Origin of the sequence: Nostoc sp. FACHB-892 (genome assembly GCF_014698795.1) — a bacterium.
GTDB lineage: Bacteria > Cyanobacteriota > Cyanobacteriia > Cyanobacteriales > Nostocaceae > Nostoc.
In genome coordinates this window covers 86198-107985 of sequence record NZ_JACJTR010000011.1, presented here as the reverse complement: position 1 = coordinate 107985, position 21788 = coordinate 86198, and the positions used below count along the sequence as shown (strand labels likewise).

Here is a 21788-nt window from a genome sequence, read left to right as displayed (position 1 = left end):
AGCCCCCAGTCCCCAGTCCCCAATTTACCTTGTAATTCTCCGCATATAATCTCCCCACAACTGAGCTGCTTGAGCGCTGCTACCAGATGTAGGGGAATTATTGTCGTTTCCTAGCCAAACACCAGTTACAAGCCGCCGACTGGGGATAAAACCTATGAACCATAAGTCAACGTTTTTATCAGTCGTGCCTGTTTTCCCAGCTTCCCCCAGGCCAATTGCTGCACCACGACCAGTACCCCTTGTGACTACGCCACGCATCAAACTAGTCATCTCATCGGCTACACCATTTGGCAGGACTCGTTTATTGGCATCTGGATCTTGGTCGAAAGAGTAGATTACACGGCAGGTTTTGATATCATTGCGATCGCGGCAATCACCACTGTCTAAAATTCGGTTAATCGCATGGGGAGGATTTCGTACACCACCATTACCAATAGCGCCGAAAGCACCAGTCATTTCTAAAACATTGACCACACTTTGACCTAGTACCAAGCCAGGAACTGGATCAAGTGTTGACTTTACCCCTAAACGCTGCGCCATTGACACGACTTTATCCAGCCCGACTTCTCTAGCAACTCGCAGGGCGATGGGATTTTCTGAAAGCGCCAGTCCAATAGCGATATCTAAATTAGCGCCAGCGCCAGCACGACAGGGCTTATAAGTAAAGCCTTGCCAAGTTAAAGGAGCGCAAGAATAACTTTTTGATTCTGAAATTCCCTGTTGAATAGCAGCCGTGTAAGCAAAGATTTTGAAGGTTGAACCTGGTTGTCTTTTGGCTTGAACAGCACGATTGAACTGACTTTTTCTGTAATCAGTCCCACCCACCATTGCGAGGATACTGCCTGTACTAGAGTCAAGAGTCACCACCGCCCCTTGAGAAAAATTAAAATTTCTACCAGCGTTGTTCACTGAATTATTCAACGCTGCTTCTGCTTGCCTCTGTATAGCTAGATCAAGCTTCGTTTCAATGATATAATTTCCTTCTCTTGCAGCTCCTTCCCCCAAAATCGATTCAAGTTCAGAGAAGACGTAACTGTAAAAATAAGGAGCGATCGTCTTAGCTTGCTGTTCGCAAACTTTAGGACTAACTTGCACAGTGGAGCGTCTAGCTCGGTTCGCATCTTCAGGTTTAATTTTGCCCATCTCCAGCAATCGCTTAATCACGCGATTCCGGTATTCGGCTGCTTCTAGCTTATTTGGCCCATCCCCACAGAAATCGAAAGCGTTGGGAGCAGGTAAAATTCCTACCAACGTTGCTGCTTCTGCCAAAGTTAATTCTTTAGCCGACTTTTCAAAGTAATACCGGGCTGCATCCTCAAAGCCAGAAGTATCTCCCCCCAAAAAAACCCGATTTAAATACATCAGCAAAATTTCATCTTTGCTGTAAAAGGTTTCGAGCTTCAGAGCGACAACTGCTTCCCGCAATTTGCGTCCAAGGGTATCTTGTCTACCTACATAATCACGGAACAAACTGCGGGCAACTTGCTGGGTCACAGTGCTGGCTCCTTGCTGCACATCTCCGCTGCGGCTATTGATCAAGATGGCTCGTAAAATTCCCACAGGGTCAACACCAAAGTGCCAGTAATAACGACTATCTTCTGAAGCCACCACCGCAGCAGGTAAATAAGGGCCAAATTCCTCTAATCGCTTCATGTCTACATGAGAGGTAGTCCGAGGTTCTCTCAGGGGAGTGGCTCCATCACGGGCGTAAACAACTACTGGGGCGCGTGTAGCTGTCGGTAGGGGTTTAACTTGAAATTTTAGCCATTCGACACCAATCACTAACGCTAACAGGGCACTAGCACCACCTACACCAGAAGCTGTCCAGCTTGCAGCTTTAACATACCAGGCTGGTGGATCGACGTATTGCAACCGCACAGAAGCGGCGAGTTCTGGGGGACCCAAGGTGAGAATATCCCCGTGACGCAGTTCCAGGGAATTAACACGACGCTTGCCACGATAAATACCATTAGTGGAGTTTTCGTCTTTGATAACGAAAACTGGTGTGCTATGAGTAGAATTCCGCGATAGCGATAGGTGAATTTGGCTGACAACAGGGTTACGGATGACGATATCGCTGGATTTGGAGCTACGACCTAGAATATAGCGATCGCCTAATAGTGGATATACCTCTGCCTTATCCGCCCCCGCATCCTGCACCCAGAGTTCCGGTACTTTGGCATTAGGCTTGAGCGCCAATTTAGAAAAATCGACCCTAGCTTGAATAGTATGTACCGCTTGAGTCAGTTGACCAAGTAAAGTTTGTGGCTTTTGAGGGGGTTGGGGAAAACTCATCGGCTATTTACATCACACTTTTTAGTGAAGAATCGGGCGAATTACAATTTAGATGTTAGTCTTTCATCATTTTACTCATAAGCCAAAGCATAAATTAGTTATACGGAACTTCTTGAGCTATTTTATACTTAAAATTTATCATGTAATCATAATTGTTTTGTTATTTTTGTCACTTCGTTAATAAGGACACAGATTTTATCCTCATTCTCCAAGGGTCGCATTATCTACAATTACCAGTTTAATAACTACAATCATAATTTTTCTTTTGTATTATTAAACACTAGCTTCCAAGCAATAACAGATTTAATTTTTACGAATTTACATATCCACATATTCTGAAACAAACCTAAATATATTCATTTAGGAAGATTTTCTAAATCCTATTGTCTGTTTTAATGGGGCGAGTGTTCCGTTGAGGATTAATTTCAGAATGATCGGAAAATCTCTGACCATGATTGGTACAGCTCTATCTTTGGCACTCAGCGCTAACATTGCTGTAGCCGAATCTAGTAAATCCCCTATAGCCCAATCCGGTGGCGACTCTACTAGTGCGCCAGCGGAAATCAAAATGTCGCCAGAAGGGATGAAAATTCTGTGCCAGAATTTTCCGCTTAACTCCCGCTGTCAAGGTGGTACACCAGTCACTCCTAGCGCTCCTGGTAGCACTACGGCACCAGCAGAAACCACGCCTAGCACCACCACTCCTGATAGCACAACTACACCAGTAGAAACCACGCCTAGCACCACTACTCCTGATAGCACAACTACACCAGGAAGCATTACCCCATCTACACCTGGCACTCCCGAAAGCGTTCCCCCATCTGAACCTAGCGCTCCTAGCAACTTAACTCCAGCACCAGGAAGCATTACCCCATCTACACCTGGCGCTCCCGAAAGCGTTCCCCCATCTGAACCTGGCGCTCCTAGCAATTTAACTCCAGCACCAGGAAGCATTACCCCATCTGAGCCTGGAACTCCTGACAGCACTACCGAACCAGGAAGCTCAACTTCACCTGAGTCTGGCACTCCTGGCAGCACCACCGAACCAGGTATAAATTCTCCCAGCACAGCTCCAGGCTCTAGTTCGCCAAATACTCCTGCTACAGGTAATTAAATTAAAAGCTGGGGCATAGTCTGAATACTAGTTTGCCATCAGCGATTGTCAGTACATTTTGACCTCTTACACCAGTTATGCAAGCTGGTGTAAAATAGCAAACAAATAAAAATCGCTGGAATTAATAAATCAAGTATTCACGTATATTACTGAGCAAGGGTTTCAGTAATTAATAGCCTGGGATTAATCATCCCAGGCTTAATAGTTTAATGCGATCTGCCAGTTGAAGTCGGTGTTTTTTGCAAGGAACCAATTAACAGGCAAACTATACCGATACTAATAAATGAATCAGCCACATTAAATACAGCAAAGTTAATCAGGCGAAAATCAAGAAAATCAACTACATAGCCTAAAACAAAGCGATCAATACCGTTGCCCATAGCTCCACCTAAAATCAAGCCATAGCCCAACTGATCCCATAAATTTAACGTTGGACCAAACAAAGCCAACGCTATCAATACTAAACTCACTCCTAAAGATAGCCAGCGCAACCACTCTACTTTTCCACTTAACAGACTAAAAGCGGCACCAGTGTTAGTGACATAGGTGAAGTGAAATATCCCAGGTAGAAGTGGTAGTGTCTGCCCTAAGCTAAAGGTCTGCACCACCCAATATTTTGTTATTTGGTCTAAGAAAAAAGCTATGAAGGCAGCTATCCAAAAAAGGCGATTTTTTAAACGCATGGCGAATTAGTCATTAGTCATTGGTCATTGGTCACTTGTACTGAGCATACTCCTACGGTGAAGCAAGCTACGCGTAGCGTTTTGTAGAGAAGCTGTAAAACCTGGGCATAGCTACGCTTCCGGCGTAGCCGTAGAGAAGTATTGGTCATTAGTGAGCTAGCACAGTCTTCTCCGTAAAGCCCTTCTCCGAAAGGAGACGCTACGTGAACGGGCATCCTACGGCAGGCGCTAACCTCTCTTTGTGGGAGAAAGAAGGTGAACGAGCGTCACTCTTAAGAGTCATTGATCATTAGTCATGAGCTTGTGACAAATGACAAAGGACGAAGGACAATGAACTAATAAAACATTAAGTGACGCAATACATATGCTATTACAGTAACGGCACAGACCACAGTTAGTTGTCCTGGTAGTGTAAACCAGGAATATCTGAGGATTGCTTGCATTAAGGGTAGATTTTCTGTGCCTTTCCACTGAAAAATATAACTAATAATCAAATAAGTAATACCGCATAGGTGGAGAGTTAACAAGCCACAGATGCAACTAAAAGCAAGAGTTTCTAGTCGAGGTCTTGCTTTAAAAGCAAACAAGCCACAAATCCAAGCTCCAGGAATAAAGCCTAGTAAATAGCCAAATTGAGATAACTTGATATAACCGATACCGCCGCCATCAGCAAATACAGGTAATAAGGTTAAACCCATGACTAAATAAGCAATTTGTGAGAGCGCACCGGCATTTTTGCCTCCTAAGCAACCTACCAACAGTACTGCGCCAATTTGAAAAGTGACACCTAAAGAAAAAGTCTGAATTCCGTGCTTACTCCAACTCCAAGGTAAGGTGATACCATAAACTTCTAGGAAGGTGCCACCCATTGTCAGAAGTAAGCCAATCATAGACCATAGTAATTGATTGGAAGCAGCAAACATTTATCAGGCAACCAAGGAAAGGCAAAAGGGAAAATGAACAGCAATTAATATATTAATTTAGTATTAAAATGCAATTGTAATGGCATTTTTAAGACTTAGCATATTCTTTTTTGCCTTTTTGATATGCAACTTTTCAGTTCTACAAATTATGGTTTAGGTGTTTATGCCCTAATTTTATTAACCGAGGTGTTATGTGATTCTGGTATTTAACTTAACTTGTGGTAAAATTAACTTAACACAAATTAATACTTAAATATAAATTTTTAGATTCAGCGCCCAATTATGCTACAAGATATTAAATATAGTTCCTTAATGACTTATATTTCTAGCGATCGCCCTGCTTTCTCTCCATAAAATATGCAATTTATTATGTTTCTCTTTCTGCTTTTTCTAAAAAATAATCTCACCGACTAAAGTTAAATCGTTTAGTTATGGCTTAAAGTCTGCTTATTTTCAATAAACAGAAACAAATTTCATAAATTTCCAAATTAATTAGGTCTAAAATGACACTCTGCTTTATTAAGTTATTACATATTTTTTCTGACTTGACCAATAAATCTACATAACTAAATAGAGTATTGTAAATATCTGTAACGAAATTACTTTAGTATTATATGTAATGTGTGAAGAAGACAGCAGTATAAATTTTATCAAGCAAAACTAGAAACAATTGTCTGTTATTCATCAAAAAAAACAAGCATTTTTAGCTCTATTAACCAATCCTTTACCTTAAACTTTATCCTTTAGAGGTATCCTTAGAAGCGCTCACCCGAAAAGTTACTAAAATATTTATAGCAATGCGTTCACACTTTAATGTAACAAAAGTTCATAGCTTTACAGCCTCAGTTTCAGTGTTAGCACTGACAATCAGCTTGGCTGCATGTGGTGGACAGCAAAACTCAGATAATACAACCTCCAATCCTGGTACTGCTAAAGATACTACTGCCTCCAGCTCAACCAAATTAGATTTGGGTGGAAATGTCAAGTTAAGCGGGGCTGGTGCGTCTTTCCCAGCACCACTATATGATACATGGTTTACGGATCTAAACAAAAAATATCCAAACCTGCAAGTTGACTATGCCTCAGTTGGTAGCGGTGCTGGAGTTGAGCAATTTATCAAAGGAACTGTAGACTTTGGTGCCAGTGATGTTGCCATGAAGGATGAAGAAATTCAAAAAGTGCCAGCGGATAAGGGCGTTATTTTACTGCCTGTAACTGCTGGTAGCATCGTGCTAGCTTACAACTTGCCAGATGTTGCAGAACTAAAGCTACCACGAGCCGTTTACGCTGATATTCTACTAGGCAAAATCAAGTCTTGGGATGATCCTCAAATTGCCAAGGCTAACCCAGGTGTAAAGCTTCCTAACCAGCCAATCACAGTTGTTTATCGTTCAGATGGTAGTGGAACAACAGGTGTGTTTACAAAACACCTTAACGCTATTAGCCCGGAGTGGAAGAGTAAAGTTGGTGAAGGCAAAACTGTCAACTGGCCTGTGGGAGTTGGTGCAAAAGGGAATGAGGGTGTTACCGCCCAAATCCAACAAACACAAGGTTCTATTGGTTATGTCGAGTACGGCTATGCCAAACAAAATAGTCTCAAGTTCGCTGCTTTAGAAAATAAAGGCGGTCAGTTTATTGTACCTACTGAAGAGTCAGCCTCTAAAACTCTGGCATCAGCAACTCTACCGCCTGATCTCCGCGTCTTCATTTCCGATCCAGAAGGAGCTGATTCCTATCCCATCGTCACTTACACTTGGCTGTTGACTTACAAGAAATATCCCGATGCAGCAAAAGCTAAAGCAGTTGAAGCTGCAATCGAATATGCCTTAACTGAGGGTCAAAAGAATTCTGTGGCACTAGGGTATGTTCCTTTACCCCAAAACGTCATTACAAAGGTGGCTGCTGCTGCCGATCAAATCAGTCCAGAGTATAAAATCGCTGTTGGTGATGGTACTAGCGCTAGCAAGTAACTACAGTCAAAACATGAGGCATTCCTAAACAATAGTTTGTCGGCTGCTCGTTAAACTTATTGTTTTATCGACATTCGTAACTTGGAACTCTAAGTTATCAATGTTTCAGTTTCAAGAAATGATGAGGTGGCAATTTTACTAATCTGGTTGCCTCCCATCCATATTTCTCTCTGATTTAATTGTTAAAATTGGTAGTCATGGCTACAAATACTCAAAACCTTTCATCAGCGACAAAAAATCGCTCTGATGTAGAAAAGTCCCTAGATCAGGGTTTTATTTGGATTACTAAAATTTTCGCCTTTGGGGTTGCTGCTACTTTATTATGGATCGGCTTACAGGTGGCAATTGCTTCTTGGCCTGCCATCCAACAGTTTGGTGCTAGCTTTTTAGCTAACACTACTTGGAACCCAGTTAATGATAACTACGGGGTGCTACCTCAAATTTATGGAACTCTTTTGAGTTCTTTTATTGGTTTACTAATAGCTGTACCGATTGGAGTTGGTACTGCTATTGTACTAAGCGAGGATTTTTTACCCTCAAAAGTGAAGTTGGTACTGGTTTTTGCGGTAGAACTGCTCGCAGCTATTCCCAGTGTTGTTTACGGGGTTTGGGGTATTTTTGTTTTAGTGCCTATCTTAACTAACTTAGGAAAATGGCTCAATAGTTACTTTGGCTGGATACCATTTTTTAGCACCCCCCCTACAGGCCCAGGAATGTTACCGGCGGGAGTCATATTAGCAATTATGACTTTGCCAATCATCACAGCTTTATCACGCGATGCCTTAATTTCTATACCCTCCAGTTTGCGCCAAGCAGCCGTAGGTCTAGGAGCAACTCGCTGGGAAACGATTTTGCAAATACTGATTCCAGCAGCCTTTTCGGGCATAGTTAGTGCTGTGATGTTAGCACTCGGTCGGGCAATGGGAGAAACAATGGCCGTAACAATGTTGATTGGTAATTCCAACAACATTAGTATCTCACTGTTAGCACCAGGTAATACGATTTCTTCTCTACTAGCGAATCAATTTTCAGAAGCTAGTGGTTTGCAAGTTTCGGCTTTAATGTACGCTGCATTAGTTCTATTCTTCTTGACCTTGATAGTCAATATCATGGCCGAATTTATCGTTCTGAGAGTCAAGCGACTGTAGCTTATTTTTGGATTAAATTATGACTTCTAATTTTCCAGAGCGCAGTCTAACTCGCGCTGCCATGTCTCAAAGAACATTGTTTAATACTGTAATGACAGTAGTTGGATTTATCTGCGGGGTCTTGGCACTTGTGCCTTTACTAGCAGTGCTTTCTTATGTCATTATTCAAGGCTTTAGCAGTTTGAGTCCCAGCATCTTTTTTGAACTGCCACCCAAAGCGTTACAACAGGGAGGAGGCTTTGGTAATGCAATCTTGGGTACACTATTAATGGTAGGAATTGCTGCCTTAATTAGTATCCCATTTGGTGTTTTAGCGGCAATTTATATCACAGAATTTAGCTCGGCCCAAGTCGCGAGATGGGTACGCTTTGCGGCTAACGTCCTGAGTGGAGTCCCCTCAATTATTGCTGGGGTATTTGCCTATGGGATTGTAGTTTTGACACTGGTAAAGTTAAACTTAGGATCATATTCTGCTTTAGGTGGAGGATTTGCGCTGGCAATTTTGATGTTGCCAATTATTGTCCGAACCACTGACGAAGCCTTGCAGTTAGTTTCGCAAGATTTACGACAAGCATCTGTAGGGTTAGGAGCAACTAACTTTCAAACAGTAACACAAGTAGTGTTGCCAGCAGCCTTACCAGCAATTGTAACTGGAGCAACGCTAGCGATCGCCAGAGCCTCTGGAGAAACTGCACCATTACTGTTTACAGCTTTATTTTCCAACTTTTGGCCCGATGGCATATTCCAACCAACAGCTTCCCTTGCTGTTTTGGTTTACAAATATGCCATTTCTCCGTTTAAAAATTGGCAATCACTAGCTTGGGCAGCGTCTTTGATTTTAGTATTGATGGTTCTAATCACAAGTATTATCGCTCGCTGGGTAACTCGCAAAAAAGCTTAGTCAAATATCTACATAGCGAATTTAGCTCGCTAAAACTAATACTACACTTAATTTATGACTAGTAACATTAGCACAGTGAATGATACTGAAACAGTTTTACATACTGAAAACCTTAACGTATACTACGGTAAGTTTTTAGCCTTACAGAATATTTGGTTAGATATACCGAAAAATAAGGTAACAGCCTTTATTGGTCCTTCTGGTTGTGGTAAAAGTACGTTGTTGCGATGCTATAACCGCCTCAATGACCTAATTGAGTCATTTCGGGCAGAAGGTAAAATACTTTTCTACGATAAAAACTTGTATGCATCCGATATTGATCCTGTAGAGGTGCGTCGTCGGATTGGGATGGTATTTCAAAGACCAAACCCGTTTCCAAAATCAATTTATGATAATATTGCTTTTGGAGCCAAAATCAACGGCTACAAAGGTAATATGGATGAATTAGTGGAACGGAGTTTGCGACAAGCAGCTTTGTGGGATGAAGTAAAAGATAAACTGCGACAAAACGGCTCGTCTTTATCGGGTGGACAACAGCAGAGGTTATGTATTGCTCGTGCAATCGCAGTACAACCTGAAATTATATTAATGGATGAACCTTGCTCCGCCCTCGACCCTATTTCCACCTTGCGCGTTGAAGAACTAATTCACCAACTTAAAGAGCAATATACCATTGTTATCGTTACTCATAATATGCAGCAAGCAGCGCGGGTTTCTGATAAAACAGCCTTTTTCAATGTTCGGACTACAGAGAAAGGAGAGCGTAACGGCTACATGGTAGAGTACGATGCGACAGAACTAATTTTCAACAATCCTCAGCAGCAAGATACCAAAGATTATGTTAGCGGCAGATTTGGATAAATAGATAAATATTACACATTGTTGATGCTAGAGGAAGGAGGAATAGTCGAAAATTAAACCTTTACGATATTCCTCTAGTTTTTATTTGTCTGTCAAGGTTGGCGATCGCTTGATCAATTATGGTTGTTGTTTAGTCAAGAAAAGCAATAATGAAGCTTGTTAAAAAACTTGCATTGACTCGGTGGATAAAATGTTTTATAAGCGGGGAAGTGTCAACTTGCTATTTATTACCTACCTGTAGGTCTTGTGATAAATAACTGTAAAGTAGGTATTCCATGATTTAAAGAGTTATTTAACTGGTTATTTTAGCAAACCTAGACTCACTTCTTGCACTAGTAATCTATGCCGGGAGTTTGTTTATCTTTAACAATTTCCTCAATCCCCAAATCTTGTTAATTATGATTGGAAAGAGATTTATGCCGTACTTTACTAGTGCATTTAAAAGTTTTTTCTAAGCGGGCGGCGGGAATCGAACCCGCATTAATAGCTTGGAAGGCTATAGTTTTACCACTAAACTACGCCCGCAAATCTCCAACCCTATAAATATAACATAGTTTTCGGAAAAATTCAAGCATTTAGTTGGAATTAGCAGGCTGGATTTTGATTCGTACAAATAAATTACTCAAATCTGGTTTTGTGCCATCGTTGTTGTGAGCAGCAAGAAAGTTTTCAGTTTTAAAAACGTCGTTGAGAAGTTGCTCATATGTGCTTTTTTCACTTTGTAGTGTTGCCGGTTCTATTTCTAAAACTTGAGCCTGTTGAAAATTGCCATTACGATCAATTATTAAGCTAGCAAGGATCTGTGCAGGCTTAACTTCCGAATCGCGGGGGAGAAAACTTGAATCCAATTGTTTGGCATTGCTTCCCCTGTATAAAGCGATAACGTCGGGTAAAGCATCTTGTCGTAATCTTCCTGATTGTATCAAGTTACTCACTTCATCTCTAAGCAAAGGAGCTACTACTGCTACCGATGCTCCCCCAGTAGGAGTTGGTGGAGTTTCTCTACTTGGAGCTGATGGAGTTTCTCCACTTGGAGTTGATGGAGTTTCTCCACTTGGAGTTGATGGCGTTTCTCTACTTGGAGTTGATGGCGTTTCTCTACTTGGAGTTGATGGCGTTTCTCTACTTGGAGTTAGTGGAGTTTCCTGAGTGGGGGTGCGTGGAGTCTCTCTATTTTCAGCTTCCGAAACTGGTGGATTTGATGGAATACCTGTTGGTAGAGCCGTTCCCCTTCCCAGTTTAATTTCTTGACGGCGGTTCCAAGGTAGATTACCAACTGGAACTGTTGAGGTCGGTATCGGTGTGATTGTAGGTGTAGGTGTAGATTTCGGTATAGGAGTTGGTGTCGATGTTGGCGTCGGCGTGGGTTTCGGTGTGGCTGTAGTCGTAGGTGTCGGCGTAGAAACTCTCTGTTGCCTAAAGGGTTGACTATTAGGTTTAGAGGCGTAAATTCGGCTTTTTGGCTGGAGATTATCAGCAGAATTTATTGCGCCCAAATCCTGATTTTTAGGCGTAGTTCGTGCTGTTTGTGGTAAACGTGCTGGTACAGACTTTTTAGTTGAGGATAGTGGCTTTGGTGAAACTTTTCTAGCTGTTGATTTTTTTGTAGGAGCAATGTCTATCAATTCAATGGGAACAGTAGATTGACTTTGCTGGGGAAACCAGAGACTAAATGCATTAGATGAGCGCATCAGCCAGAAAGCCAGCAAGTGCAGACAAATTGAACCTATAACGACAGAAATCCACAAACCCGGTGGGTCAGTGTGTCGCCTCCAGACTTTGGCTGGAATTGGAGTTTTATCTGCAATTGATGGTGTCATATTATATAAACTGGATATGATTAGGCACTCTTACTCATTGGTAATGCTTTAAAATACCAGTCTAAATTTTAGCGATTAACAATTAGCTCTGGTGTAACAGCAAAAGTCAAAACTGTTTCATCTACTCCTTTAAGTTCTAGCGGACTACCTTTAGTAATTTCTCCTTCTTGCAAATAATCTGCCACAGCAGCAGAAACTAGGATAGTACCGGGAACAGCAGCAGCTTGCAACCTTGCAGCAATATTCACACTTGGTCCAATGGCAGTATAATCGGCACGTTCAGCGCTACCAAACATCCCCACAACAGCAGTACCTTGGTGGATACCGCACCGGAACTGGACGCTAGTAAGTTTGTCCCCATCGAATACACCTTGGTTTCGCCAACGCTGGTTTAAGTCAGCCAGTGAGCGGTGCATTGCTCTTGCTGTATTGATGGCACGACGTACTTGTTCATTGGGGGTTAGTTCTTCCGGCGCTCCGTATAAAGCTAAAATAGCATCTCCCATAAATTTATCTACAGTGCCGCCATTGGCAAATACAACCTTGGTCATGGCTTCTAAATATTCATTTAGCAATTCTGCTACTCGCCGCGACCTAAGAGTATTTGCTAACTGTGTAAAACCTACGATGTCACTAAACAAAACTGTAATTAAGCGTGGTTCTGGGCGCAAATCTAACGTTAAATCTCCGGTTGCGGCTTTTTGAACCAATACAGCCGGCAAAAACCGCTTTAACACCGATTCTGTTAAATAAGTATTTAACTCCACGATTCGCCTTTCATTTTCTTTCAATGCTAAAAGATTCCGAACTTCCGCCAAGAGTTCCCGATCATTGAATGGTTTTGCTAAATAAGCATCTGCCCCATATTCTGTACCTTCGATGCGGGTTTCTTCGTCAATTTTTGCAGTCAGCAGAATGATTGGTGTTCCCTTCAACTTCTCCTCATGGCGGATCATCTGAATCATTTCAAGTCCACTCACTAAGGGCATCATTAAGTCAGTCACAATCAAACTAGGTATAATTTCCTTAGCTATACTATGCCCTTCATAACCATTACGAGCTGTGCGTACATGATAGCCGTTGCGACGGAAAATTTCAGATACATAGGTTCGTAAATCCGGGTTGTCATCTACAACTAAAATTGAGTGCTGAGTTTTAAGCGCTGAGTTTTGGGTATCAATACTAGAGGAGAAATTTATTGTAATATCTTCAATATTGTCTATTGTTGAGTCTACCAGTTCTAAATCAGCCAATTCTACGCTAGCGCGGCTCGTATTCAGTTCAGTAGGTGTTTCTAGTAATTGCTGTGTCGGTAAATGAGTATTTCCAATAACAAGCCATAAACTAAAGGTAGTGCCTTCGCCGTAAACTGATTCCACAGTGACTTGGCCACCATGTAATTCTACTAGTTCTTTAACTAAAGCTAAACCCAAACCACTGCCTTCATAGGAGCGGTTTGCTGAACCTTCAGCTTGGCGGAAACGCTCAAATAGGTGGGGAATTTGTTCTTTAACAATGCCAATCCCAGTATCTTTTACCTGCAATATGCAACGATCATGTTCAGATTTTAGCCTGACACTGATCGTGCCACCTTCGGGAGTAAATTTCATGGCATTTGACAGGAGGTTGTAAACCACCTTGTCAAATTTTTCCATATCCAAGTACACCGTAGAACATTCATCTAACTGGGTGACGAGTTGCAGTCCTTTTTTCTCACAGTAGGGGCGAAAAGACTCAACAATTTGGCTGACAAATTCGACTATATTGCAAGGGCGGAAACTAGGCTGCATTCTCCCCGCGTCTAGACGTTGTAGATCCAAGAGTTGATTTACCAATCGCAGTAAACGGCGGGAGTTACGCAAGGCGATCGCACTTTGGGAGTAAGATAATCCTTCACCAGCTGCCACCGCCGACTCTAAAGGCCCTTGAATCAAGGTGATGGGTGTGCGAAACTCATGGGAGATATTTTGGAAAAATTCGGTTTTTTGTTTGTCTAACTCCAGTAAGCGTTCAGCTTGTTGGCGAGTTTTTTGATACAGATGTGACTGCTGCACTGCGATCGCTGCTTGAGCTGCTACCGCTTTCGCCAAATCAATATCAGATGACAACCATTGGCGTACTTTTTTACCTTCGTGTAAAGTAATACTACCGATACATTTACCGTCAGCCAGTAATGGCACAACCATTAGCGATCGCGCTGGCATTTTTAACGGCAAATCAAAACCCTGCACATTTGAGGGAGAATGGCTCACATTCCCAATTACTACAGGTTCATGTGTCTGTAGCATTTGTTGGAGGATTGGATTCTCCTGTATGGATGCTTGAGCATAAGGTAATCTCAGTGGCAATAGGTGATTATTCTTACTGGAATTATTGTCTGGGTCTGGCAATGCCTGCGCCGGGCTGTGCCTACCCAAATTTTCCGAATTTTGAAAACTGTCATACAAGCCTACACACTGGACAAACTCATCTTCCTCTGTCCACAAAGATAGGACACAGCCATCAACTTGTAAGGCTTGTCCCAGTTGTTGGGTGATCGCCGCAAAAATATCTTGGGGGTCTAAGCTAGAGCGAATCGCGCTAGTAATTGTATTAATTAGGGCTTCTCTCTTGGCAAGGGCACGTACTTGCTCGTAAGCATAAGCTTGAGATAAAGCTAAAGCTGCCTGATCCGCCACCATCAACACTAGCTGCACCTCATCCTCCTCCCACAAGCGAGGCAGAGAACACTGATGCAGTGCCAGCACTGCCATCAGTTCTTGTTGACAGATCAATGGCACCACTAAACTAGAGCAAATGTTAGCGGCAGTAAAAGCTTCCCCACGTTGGCGCAGTTCGGGAGTATTACCGTGAATGCGCTCATCATCGGTTACATCGTGAATCACCTGGACTTCACGAGTTTCCCACACAGTTTGAGCCAAAAGAGGCAGAGGGGTAGAGGGTGAGACGGGCATAGCAAAAGAATTATTTGTCTGCACCTCTGCTTCTTCAGAAAGAGCCTTCTGATAAATAAATCCTTTATCCGCTAACTGCTCATCTTGGAAGGGGCGCAACAGGCAAACATCTACCTCCAACATATGACCTACTGTATCTACAATTGCCTGCAAAATTTGGCGATAGTCTAAAGCACTGCGAATCGTATTTGTGACAGTGTTCAGCAGCGATTCTTGCCGGAGTGTGCGGGTAAGTTCGCGGGTGCGAGCTTTGAGGACGTTGTGAGTATCCAAAGCTTGGCGTACCACTGCTTTGAGTTCCTCAGCTTCCCACGGTTTAGTAACATATTTAAATACCTTACCAGCGTTGATAGCTTCCACCAGGTCTTCGACATCGGTGTAGCCAGTTAAAATAATCCGGATAATATCTGGATATTGAGTTGCTGTCAGGCTCAAAAATTCTGTACCGCTCATCATCGGCATCCGCTGATCGGAGATGATCACTGAGACTTCTCCCTCTTGAGCCAGCAGATCGAGTGCCGCAGGGCCAGAGTTTGCCCTTAGCACCTTATAGTCGCGATAGAAAGTGCGGTAAAGCAAGTCAAGGTTGTCTGGTTCATCATCGACAACCAAAATTTTAGGCTTACTGTTTGGTTGGGGTTTCATGCACCGCTTTCCTGCTGCAACGGCAGTCGGATAAAGAATAATCTGATCAGGTAAGAATTTTTCTGAGTCAGGTAAGAGCAGAGCATTTCGACCAATAAGGCTCTTTGGCTACATGACTGCTGAGTGTAGGAGCGTTTACTCACAGTAATTCGTCTCAATGGCTTATGCCTATTACCGTTTGCTTTGGTGCAGTGTAATTGCTTTCATTGTCAGTTTTAGGGTTACAGAGCCGATGATTGCTTGCCAAATTTAACTTCACCTCCTGTAAGCAATGTCTGATAGTACATACAGCGCTCATAGCTAGCTGAAAAATCCAGATGAAGCTGCATATTAAGTTTTCCCTCCGCAACAGTTGTACTAACACTTGCAGGTAAATTTTATTTATGGTAGTCATGGTAGAGTCAGAAATATTAAAACAATAAGATTTAAAGCCAAAGTATACTATTAGACAAATACCTCTTTCTAATTTAGCAATCAGAACTATCATTAAGACAAGTGTAGAGTCAAGAAGTTAGGGAGTAGGAATCTTGCAGATTCTTCCCTAGCACTTATACAGCCTGTTACTATAACCTAGTATTACAGTCGTGTTAGTGTAGCGGCAATTGCATAAACAAGTTTAGTACTGCAATCAAAGGTGGTTTGTAGCTAGAGTTTCTTGGTAATGTACTTACTTAACAATTTTTTAGGTAATGCCTACGGACAGGTTATGCTATTTATCTACCCATTAACCTAAACCTGTAAGACTTTGCAGATGTTTTTCTGATAAAGATACTGGTATCCTCGTTACCTAAACCAAGGGATACACCTGAATCTACTGAGTTTAAGATTGTAGTTTGATGAAGCTGTCAGTCTTAAGACCTTTTCAAAATGCGGACTATAAAGCCCCAGAATAAAGTGTAAAACTTTGTATGCTCTACAAGGAAAAGCGAATTACCAATCTTAGGTCAGTTCAATCTCTAGGGCAAATGTAAATTTTTCTTCAGTTTAAATGGTGTCTGAGAATATTTAAAAAAATTTCCATTGAATAGAATCAATACTAAACTAGCCTTGAAATATCGGTTTTTTCATTCATACCAGCAAAAGCCAATCGATCCAGCTTGCTGCCAATTTCAAATTCGTACAGCTGCACCTGCTGATTTGATTGATATTTCTCAAATTATTGCTGAAAGTTTTCACTCCCAACAGGGTATATGGGGATGGGCTTTTCCATTACTACGTTTGGGTATTTACGAAGACTTAAGGCATCGGATGGCATCACCTCCGTCACGTCATATTTGTTTAGTTGCCTTTGAAGCTACTAGTGGTGCGGCTAATAACTTAGTAGGAAGTGTAGAACTGGGTGTACGTTACAGTGATTCATGGGGCCAGGTTGGCATGGCTTTTCCTTACTTATCCAATTTAGCTGTTCACCCACAATACCGTAGACATGGTGTAGCTTCAGCTTTACTGACTAGTTGTGAAAAAGTTGCTCGTGAGTGGGGATTTCAAGATTTATATCTCCACGTTTTAGAAAATAACCATCAAGCAAGGCAACTTTACTTCAAACTGGGATATCGGGTGCATAAGGTTGAATCTAATTGGAATAAATTTTTTCTAAGACGCTCAAGCCAAATGTTATTGCACAAGCATCTAAGTGCTGATTCCACTATTTGAGCTGTATTTTGGCAATTATATTTAATATTGTAATTACTTTAGAAACAATTTATGACCAATATTGACAACCAAAGCACAAACTAACCTAACAAAAACTCAGCTATAGCGGTTCCTGTCCGGGTAAGGTAACTTTTTTAAGCTGTTGATTTTGCTAGAAAAGATGAGCGTGACTTAATTGCTTAGGAAACATTATAATATAAGCTAAATGTAGCTAAATAATTATCTAAATTTAGATTTAGATAATTATTTTAAAAATATTTTTTTGTACTTTTTATGGATATTCTTATTCGGCATATTAATAAAACTATAACTATCAAAAACTTATCTTAAATGGTTAAATATTATTAAATTCTGTATTTTTAAAATAAAAAATCTTAGAGTATTTTATATATCCAAATAAATAAATTATAATAAAAATAGCTGTACAATTGTCCTTAAAAAATTAGCAATAGCTCATAAGAACTTTTTAATTAAGATATTCATCTTTATAAAAACTTTAAGAAAAAACGCTCCAAATTTGAAGACAAATCTAGCTATATCTCATAAAATATGATTACTCAATTACTAAACAATGCCTATTTATTACTATCTTAGTAAAATTGGCCAAACGATTCTTTATATTATCAAGAATTCAAAAACCTGATTTGACATAACAGCTAGTTCTGTTTTGAAGTGCATATTACTACCAAAATCGTTAAAAGTTTAAAAAACATGGATAGCGAACAGCATCGGCGCTATCAAATCTCTATGGTATCAACCTATTACCCTGAAACTACTTTCCTTGACTCTCTTGTCATGCCAGATGGAACTGAGCAATCGCAAAGCTCGGATATCCTTACACGTTTACACAGTGGAGAAGTTTTCATCGTTAATAGTCGTAGACGAAATGGATTAATCCTCTTTAAACGCTACCATGCAGAGTTTGCCGGGCCTGGGGCTGCTGTAGGTGGAGATTACGATTGTGATTGCCAAAGGGCACTGCCCATAGGTAATCTGTCTTTATTAACTCCCGAATCTAATGAAGAACGCCAGAAGGCTTACTTAATTAGGCGACAGTGGATTCGATTGATCAAACAAATTACAGAAAATCCTGTGGCTGGGCAGCGAGTTCAGAAAATTCTTGATCAATTTGAACAATACTTTCCACCACAAATAGTGGCTCTTTTGCCGGATGCTGCTTTTGCTCTTTTAGTAGGTGTGCTGCCACAAACAGTAGGAGTAGTACGCCGTTTGGGCAGTGAGATGGACAATCGATTTAATTACTGAGTAAATTGCTAAAATTCCAAATTTGCCAAAACAGCTTTTACTCGATTAATGGTGCGGGCGTTTTCCTCTATTGTTCCTACAGTAATTCGTAATCCTCCGCTAATGTGTCGCACAAGGGTGCCAAGTGTTCTAAGTTTCTGGTGGAAAGTTTTTAACGCAGCATCTTGTGAATCAAAGCTATTTGGTTTAAGACGCAGGTAAATAAAATTAGCAGCGCTTGCGGTAACTTGTAGTTCTGGTTGCTGAGATAAAATTTCGATGAGTTTGGCTCTTTCACTCAGGGTTTGGGGAATCGACTCCAGCAAGAGTGTGCGGTTTTGTAAAGCAACTAATGCTGCTGCTATGGAAAAGCTGGGGAGATTATAGGGTAAGCGAACTTTTTCTAAAATGGCGATCGCTTCGGGATGAGCTACGCAATAACCAACACGGAGAGATGCCAATCGGAAGGCTTTAGAAAAAGTGCGTAATATCACCCAATTGGGGCGTTGTGCTAATTCACCTACTAACGTAGTTCGACTGAATTCAAAGTAAGCTTCATCAATTACTACCAAAATATGCTCATTCAAACTTCTTAACCATGCCAACTCTGCCGCAGTTAAGCTATTGGCAGTGGGAGAATTGGGATGCACTACGAAAACTACGCGAATGGGTGGATTTTGAGTTTGTTCGATCGCAGCCTGGGCGGCTTTTAAGTCAATTTCAAAATTTGTTTCATTTCTACCCACTGCGACTACAGGAATGCCCAAAGTTTGTGCCAAAATTCCGTACATAGAGAAAGTGGGATTGGCAATTAGAATTGAACCTTCTCCTCCTAGACAGGTGGCGATTAATAAAGAACGAATTAGTTCATCTGAACCATTTCCAACAGAAATATTGGCACCAGTATTGGATAGTGAGATGGCAGATGATTCATTGACGTATTGGGCGATCGCATCTTTAAGTGTCTCATGTCCACCATCAGGATAACGATTTGTTTCAATTACTTGCTGATACGTCCACGCCAGCTTCTCTTTTAACTCAGGTGGTAAATCATGGGGGCTTTCATTTGTATCTAGCCGATCAAATTGCGCTGGGACAGATTCGGCTGTATCGCTGCTGGGGTGAGGTTTGTATGCGGTAAATTGGGCTAAATCTGACCGGATAAATGGAAGCATAATTTTAGTCATTAGTCATTAGTCATTGGTCATTAGTCATTGGTAATTGGTAATTGGTCATTACTAACTAAAGAAATGACTAAAAATATTAGTTATGTGATTTAATATTTTACAACTTCAAGGTAATTGGCAAAAGAGGCGAATTGCCTGCCAAATTTCTTCCATAACATTACCTAAACCGTGATCGCTATCAAGTTCGACTAACTCCACCCAAGGACGCGAATACCCAAAGTTACGGCTGGCTTCGATAGGAATGACTTCATCTTTTTTCCCATGCAAAATTAGAGTGGAGATAGGACGTTGCAAAAACTCCTCTTGGTATTGGGCAGCATCTGTAACGAAATCGTAACTTAAAGGAAGCTTTTGCTTCTTCCCATAGTGGTAGACCATGATATATTTTTCTTCCTGCCACCGTTGTACTTCTTCATCGCCTAGCTTGGGTAACCAATAGGATAAAAACCCAAAAGCTGGTGCTAGCAGCACCAACTTTTGTACTTGTAAATCTTGCTGTCCCAAGTGGGCAGCAGTTAAGCCGCCTAAACTTGAGCCAATGAGTGTTACTGGCGTAGAATTATTACTGAATTCTGCGGTAACTTGAGTAATTTGGCGAGTGATTGTCAACTGGGAAAAATCGCCAGCATTTAAATCGGGAATTTTTAGCTTTGTTTGAATTTGAGCAAAGCGATCGCTAATATCCCGCCCTTTGACAGAATTAGGACTGGAAGCGAAGCCGTGAAGATATATATATTGCAAAGCTGTAGATAGTTAGGAGTGAGAAGTTAAGAATTTTAAATTTTAAATTATGAGTTGAAGAAAGAAACTCATAACTCATAACTCTTAACTCCTAACTCTTATTTATTACCGCATTGTGACAAATTCTTCGGCTGCGGAGGGATGGATACCAACGGTAGCGTCAAAGTCTTTTTTAGTTGCGCCCATCTTCACAGCGATCGCTACACCTTGAATGATCTCAGCTGCGTTATCACCGACCATGTGAGCGCCTAGCACTTTGTCAGTGTTACTATCAATCACCAACTTCATCATTGTCTTCTCTTGCTTACCAGTCAAACTATGGTACATGGGGCGAAAGCGAGTGCAAAAAATTTTGACGGCATCACCAAGTTTTTCCCGTGCTTCGGTTTCTGTCCAGCCTACTGTAGCGGCTTCTGGAGTAGAAAATATGGCTGTGGGAACAGTTTCGTGACTGAATTCGCGGCGGTTATTGCCGAATTCACTATCTGCAAAGGCTCGTCCCTCGCCGATGGCGACGGGAGTTAAATTGATTCGGTCAGTGACATCGCCAATGGCAAAGATATTCGATTGACTAGTTTGACTATATTCATTGACTGCGATCGCATTTGTGGTACTGTACCCTGGCCCTTCTATAGAACTATCGACAACATCAACTCCAGCGTTTTCCAAACCTAGTCCATCTACATTGGGAGTTCGACCAGTCGCCACTAAAAACACGTCGGCAATTACTGGTTGTTGGTCTTCTCCTGATAAAGTCAGTTTAAAAGCTTCTGGCACGCGTTCAACTGTTTTTACCACATTATTTTTAATCAACCGAATTCCCTGGTTTGTCATCCCCTCTTCAATTTCTGTAGGGATGTCCTCATCAAACCCCCTCAAAATCTTGTCACCTCTGGTAATTTGTGTAACCTGAGAACCCAAACCACGCATGATACAAGCAAACTCTGTGCCAATATAACCAGCGCCAAGAATGACAATGTGTTTTGGTTGTTCTTTTAGATGAAAGATTTCGTTAGAGGTAATGCCATATTCCATCCCTGGTAAATCTGGTTTGATGGGACGTCCGCCAACAGCAATTAAAATTTTATCTGCTGTAACTTTGCGTCCATCAACTTCTACTGTGTGGGAGTCTACCAATGTGGCACGGCTAGGAATTAGTTCAACTCCCGCTTTTTCTAAAAAGCTGATATGTAGTTGCGACAGTCGCCGAACTTCCTTATCTATAGATGTAATGAAATGTTCCCAGTCCAATTCAGCATTAACTACTTTCCAGCCATAGCCTGCGGCATCACTGAAGAGTGCAGGAAAATGAGAGGCATAGACCATGAATTTTTTAGGCACACAACCGCGAATTACACAAGTACCGCCAACTAAATCATTTTCTGCGATCGCTACTTTTGCCCCATAGCTAGCCGCCCGTTTGGAAGCCGCCAAACCTCCAGAACCGGCACCAATTACAAACAGGTCGTAATCAAAAGTCATAAATTTATGTTCTCTCTAGCAATAAGTTAGTTCCTGAGAACTTACACACAGAATGTCATTGAACTCTATACAAGGATATCCGGTGAAGCCTGTGTAAGTCCTATCCTTGATTTAATCTAGCGTTAGCCGATGTTCTCTAGTCGTAGGGAATATCACTTTTTGCTGT

At 41.5% G+C, this 21788-nt stretch carries 15 protein-coding genes and 1 tRNA gene; 7 read left to right on the top strand and 9 right to left on the bottom strand.

All coding sequences use genetic code 11. From position 1 onward, the window contains the following. Positions 1-24: 24 nt before the first annotated feature. Positions 25-2295, bottom strand: a complete 2271-nt coding sequence (locus H6G96_RS16690; protein ID WP_190912497.1) for a transglycosylase domain-containing protein — start codon at positions 2293-2295, stop codon at positions 25-27. Between the two features lie 430 nt (positions 2296-2725). Here H6G96_RS16690 and H6G96_RS16685 point away from each other — a divergent pair, with 430 nt between their 5' ends. Then, complete coding sequence (locus H6G96_RS16685; protein ID WP_190912496.1) at positions 2726-3409, top strand: hypothetical protein; 684 nt, start codon at positions 2726-2728, stop codon at positions 3407-3409. Positions 3410-3615: 206 nt separating this feature from the next. Here H6G96_RS16685 and lspA read toward each other — a convergent pair whose 3' ends face one another. Then, positions 3616-4092: a signal peptidase II gene (lspA, locus tag H6G96_RS16680; protein WP_190730000.1), complete on the bottom strand. Its 477-nt coding sequence runs from the start codon at positions 4090-4092 to the stop codon at positions 3616-3618. A gap of 335 nt (positions 4093-4427) precedes the next feature. Continuing rightward, positions 4428-5015 (bottom strand): biotin transporter BioY, encoded by a 588-nt coding sequence (locus H6G96_RS16675; protein WP_190912495.1) that lies wholly within the window; start codon positions 5013-5015, stop codon positions 4428-4430. Positions 5016-5812: 797 nt separating this feature from the next. On the opposite strand from H6G96_RS16675, the gene pstS reads away from it, so the two are divergent. The 4 genes from pstS (at position 5813) to pstB (ending at position 9895) form a co-directional block, all read left to right on the top strand. Next, entirely contained in the window at positions 5813-6985 is a 1173-nt protein-coding gene (gene pstS / locus H6G96_RS16670) for a phosphate ABC transporter substrate-binding protein PstS (protein ID WP_190912494.1), read from the top strand. Positions 6986-7182: 197 nt separating this feature from the next. Then, positions 7183-8133, top strand: a complete 951-nt coding sequence (gene pstC / locus H6G96_RS16665) for a phosphate ABC transporter permease subunit PstC (protein WP_190912493.1) — start codon at positions 7183-7185, stop codon at positions 8131-8133. Between the two features lie 19 nt (positions 8134-8152). After that, complete coding sequence (pstA, locus tag H6G96_RS16660) at positions 8153-9034, top strand: phosphate ABC transporter permease PstA (protein WP_190912492.1); 882 nt, start codon at positions 8153-8155, stop codon at positions 9032-9034. 54 nt (positions 9035-9088) lie between these two features. Then, complete coding sequence (gene pstB / locus H6G96_RS16655) at positions 9089-9895, top strand: phosphate ABC transporter ATP-binding protein PstB (protein ID WP_190912491.1); 807 nt, start codon at positions 9089-9091, stop codon at positions 9893-9895. Positions 9896-10349: 454 nt separating this feature from the next. Here the strand turns inward: pstB and H6G96_RS16650 are convergent. From H6G96_RS16650 to H6G96_RS16640, 3 genes are all read right to left on the bottom strand, one after another. Next, positions 10350-10420, bottom strand: a tRNA-Gly gene (locus tag H6G96_RS16650). Between the two features lie 50 nt (positions 10421-10470). Next, complete coding sequence (locus H6G96_RS16645; protein ID WP_190912490.1) at positions 10471-11715, bottom strand: hypothetical protein; 1245 nt, start codon at positions 11713-11715, stop codon at positions 10471-10473. A gap of 68 nt (positions 11716-11783) precedes the next feature. Continuing rightward, entirely contained in the window at positions 11784-15314 is a 3531-nt protein-coding gene (locus H6G96_RS16640) for a response regulator (protein WP_190912489.1), read from the bottom strand. 1047 nt (positions 15315-16361) lie between these two features. On the opposite strand from H6G96_RS16640, the gene H6G96_RS16635 reads away from it, so the two are divergent. Further along, positions 16362-16967 (top strand): GNAT family N-acetyltransferase, encoded by a 606-nt coding sequence (locus tag H6G96_RS16635; protein WP_242063302.1) that lies wholly within the window; start codon positions 16362-16364, stop codon positions 16965-16967. Between the two features lie 711 nt (positions 16968-17678). After that, a complete protein-coding gene (locus H6G96_RS16630; RefSeq protein WP_190912487.1) occupies positions 17679-18233 on the top strand; it encodes a hypothetical protein in 555 nt (184 codons plus the stop codon). 8 nt (positions 18234-18241) lie between these two features. On the opposite strand, the gene H6G96_RS16625 is transcribed toward H6G96_RS16630, so the two are convergent. The 3 genes from H6G96_RS16625 to gor form a co-directional block, all read right to left on the bottom strand. Then, on the bottom strand, positions 18242-19387 hold the full coding sequence (locus H6G96_RS16625; RefSeq protein ID WP_190912585.1) for a histidinol-phosphate transaminase: 1146 nt from the start codon (positions 19385-19387) through the stop codon (positions 18242-18244). Between the two features lie 117 nt (positions 19388-19504). After that, positions 19505-20140, bottom strand: a complete 636-nt coding sequence (locus H6G96_RS16620) for a YqiA/YcfP family alpha/beta fold hydrolase (RefSeq protein WP_190912486.1) — start codon at positions 20138-20140, stop codon at positions 19505-19507. A gap of 105 nt (positions 20141-20245) precedes the next feature. After that, the gene (gor, locus tag H6G96_RS16615) at positions 20246-21622 is read right to left on the bottom strand and encodes a glutathione-disulfide reductase (RefSeq protein ID WP_190912485.1); all 1377 of its coding nucleotides are present in this window, start codon (positions 21620-21622) and stop codon (positions 20246-20248) included. Positions 21623-21788: the final 166 nt, after the last annotated feature.

What these genes read in the sequence shown, in the direction of transcription:
- H6G96_RS16690 (WP_190912497.1), bottom strand. Translation starts at nt 2,295, where the DNA reads ATGAGTTTTCCCCAACCCCCTCAAAAGCCACAAACTTTACTTGGTCAA.
- H6G96_RS16685 (WP_190912496.1), top strand. Translation starts at nt 2,726, where the DNA reads ATGATCGGAAAATCTCTGACCATGATTGGTACAGCTCTATCTTTGGCA.
- lspA (WP_190730000.1), bottom strand. Translation starts at nt 4,092, where the DNA reads ATGCGTTTAAAAAATCGCCTTTTTTGGATAGCTGCCTTCATAGCTTTT.
- H6G96_RS16675 (WP_190912495.1), bottom strand. Translation starts at nt 5,015, where the DNA reads ATGTTTGCTGCTTCCAATCAATTACTATGGTCTATGATTGGCTTACTT.
- pstS (WP_190912494.1), top strand. Translation starts at nt 5,813, where the DNA reads ATGCGTTCACACTTTAATGTAACAAAAGTTCATAGCTTTACAGCCTCA.
- pstC (WP_190912493.1), top strand. Translation starts at nt 7,183, where the DNA reads ATGGCTACAAATACTCAAAACCTTTCATCAGCGACAAAAAATCGCTCT.
- pstA (WP_190912492.1), top strand. Translation starts at nt 8,153, where the DNA reads ATGACTTCTAATTTTCCAGAGCGCAGTCTAACTCGCGCTGCCATGTCT.
- pstB (WP_190912491.1), top strand. Translation starts at nt 9,089, where the DNA reads ATGACTAGTAACATTAGCACAGTGAATGATACTGAAACAGTTTTACAT.
- H6G96_RS16645 (WP_190912490.1), bottom strand. Translation starts at nt 11,715, where the DNA reads ATGACACCATCAATTGCAGATAAAACTCCAATTCCAGCCAAAGTCTGG.
- H6G96_RS16640 (WP_190912489.1), bottom strand. Translation starts at nt 15,314, where the DNA reads ATGAAACCCCAACCAAACAGTAAGCCTAAAATTTTGGTTGTCGATGAT.
- H6G96_RS16630 (WP_190912487.1), top strand. Translation starts at nt 17,679, where the DNA reads ATGGATAGCGAACAGCATCGGCGCTATCAAATCTCTATGGTATCAACC.
- H6G96_RS16625 (WP_190912585.1), bottom strand. Translation starts at nt 19,387, where the DNA reads ATGCTTCCATTTATCCGGTCAGATTTAGCCCAATTTACCGCATACAAA.
- gor (WP_190912485.1), bottom strand. Translation starts at nt 21,622, where the DNA reads ATGACTTTTGATTACGACCTGTTTGTAATTGGTGCCGGTTCTGGAGGT.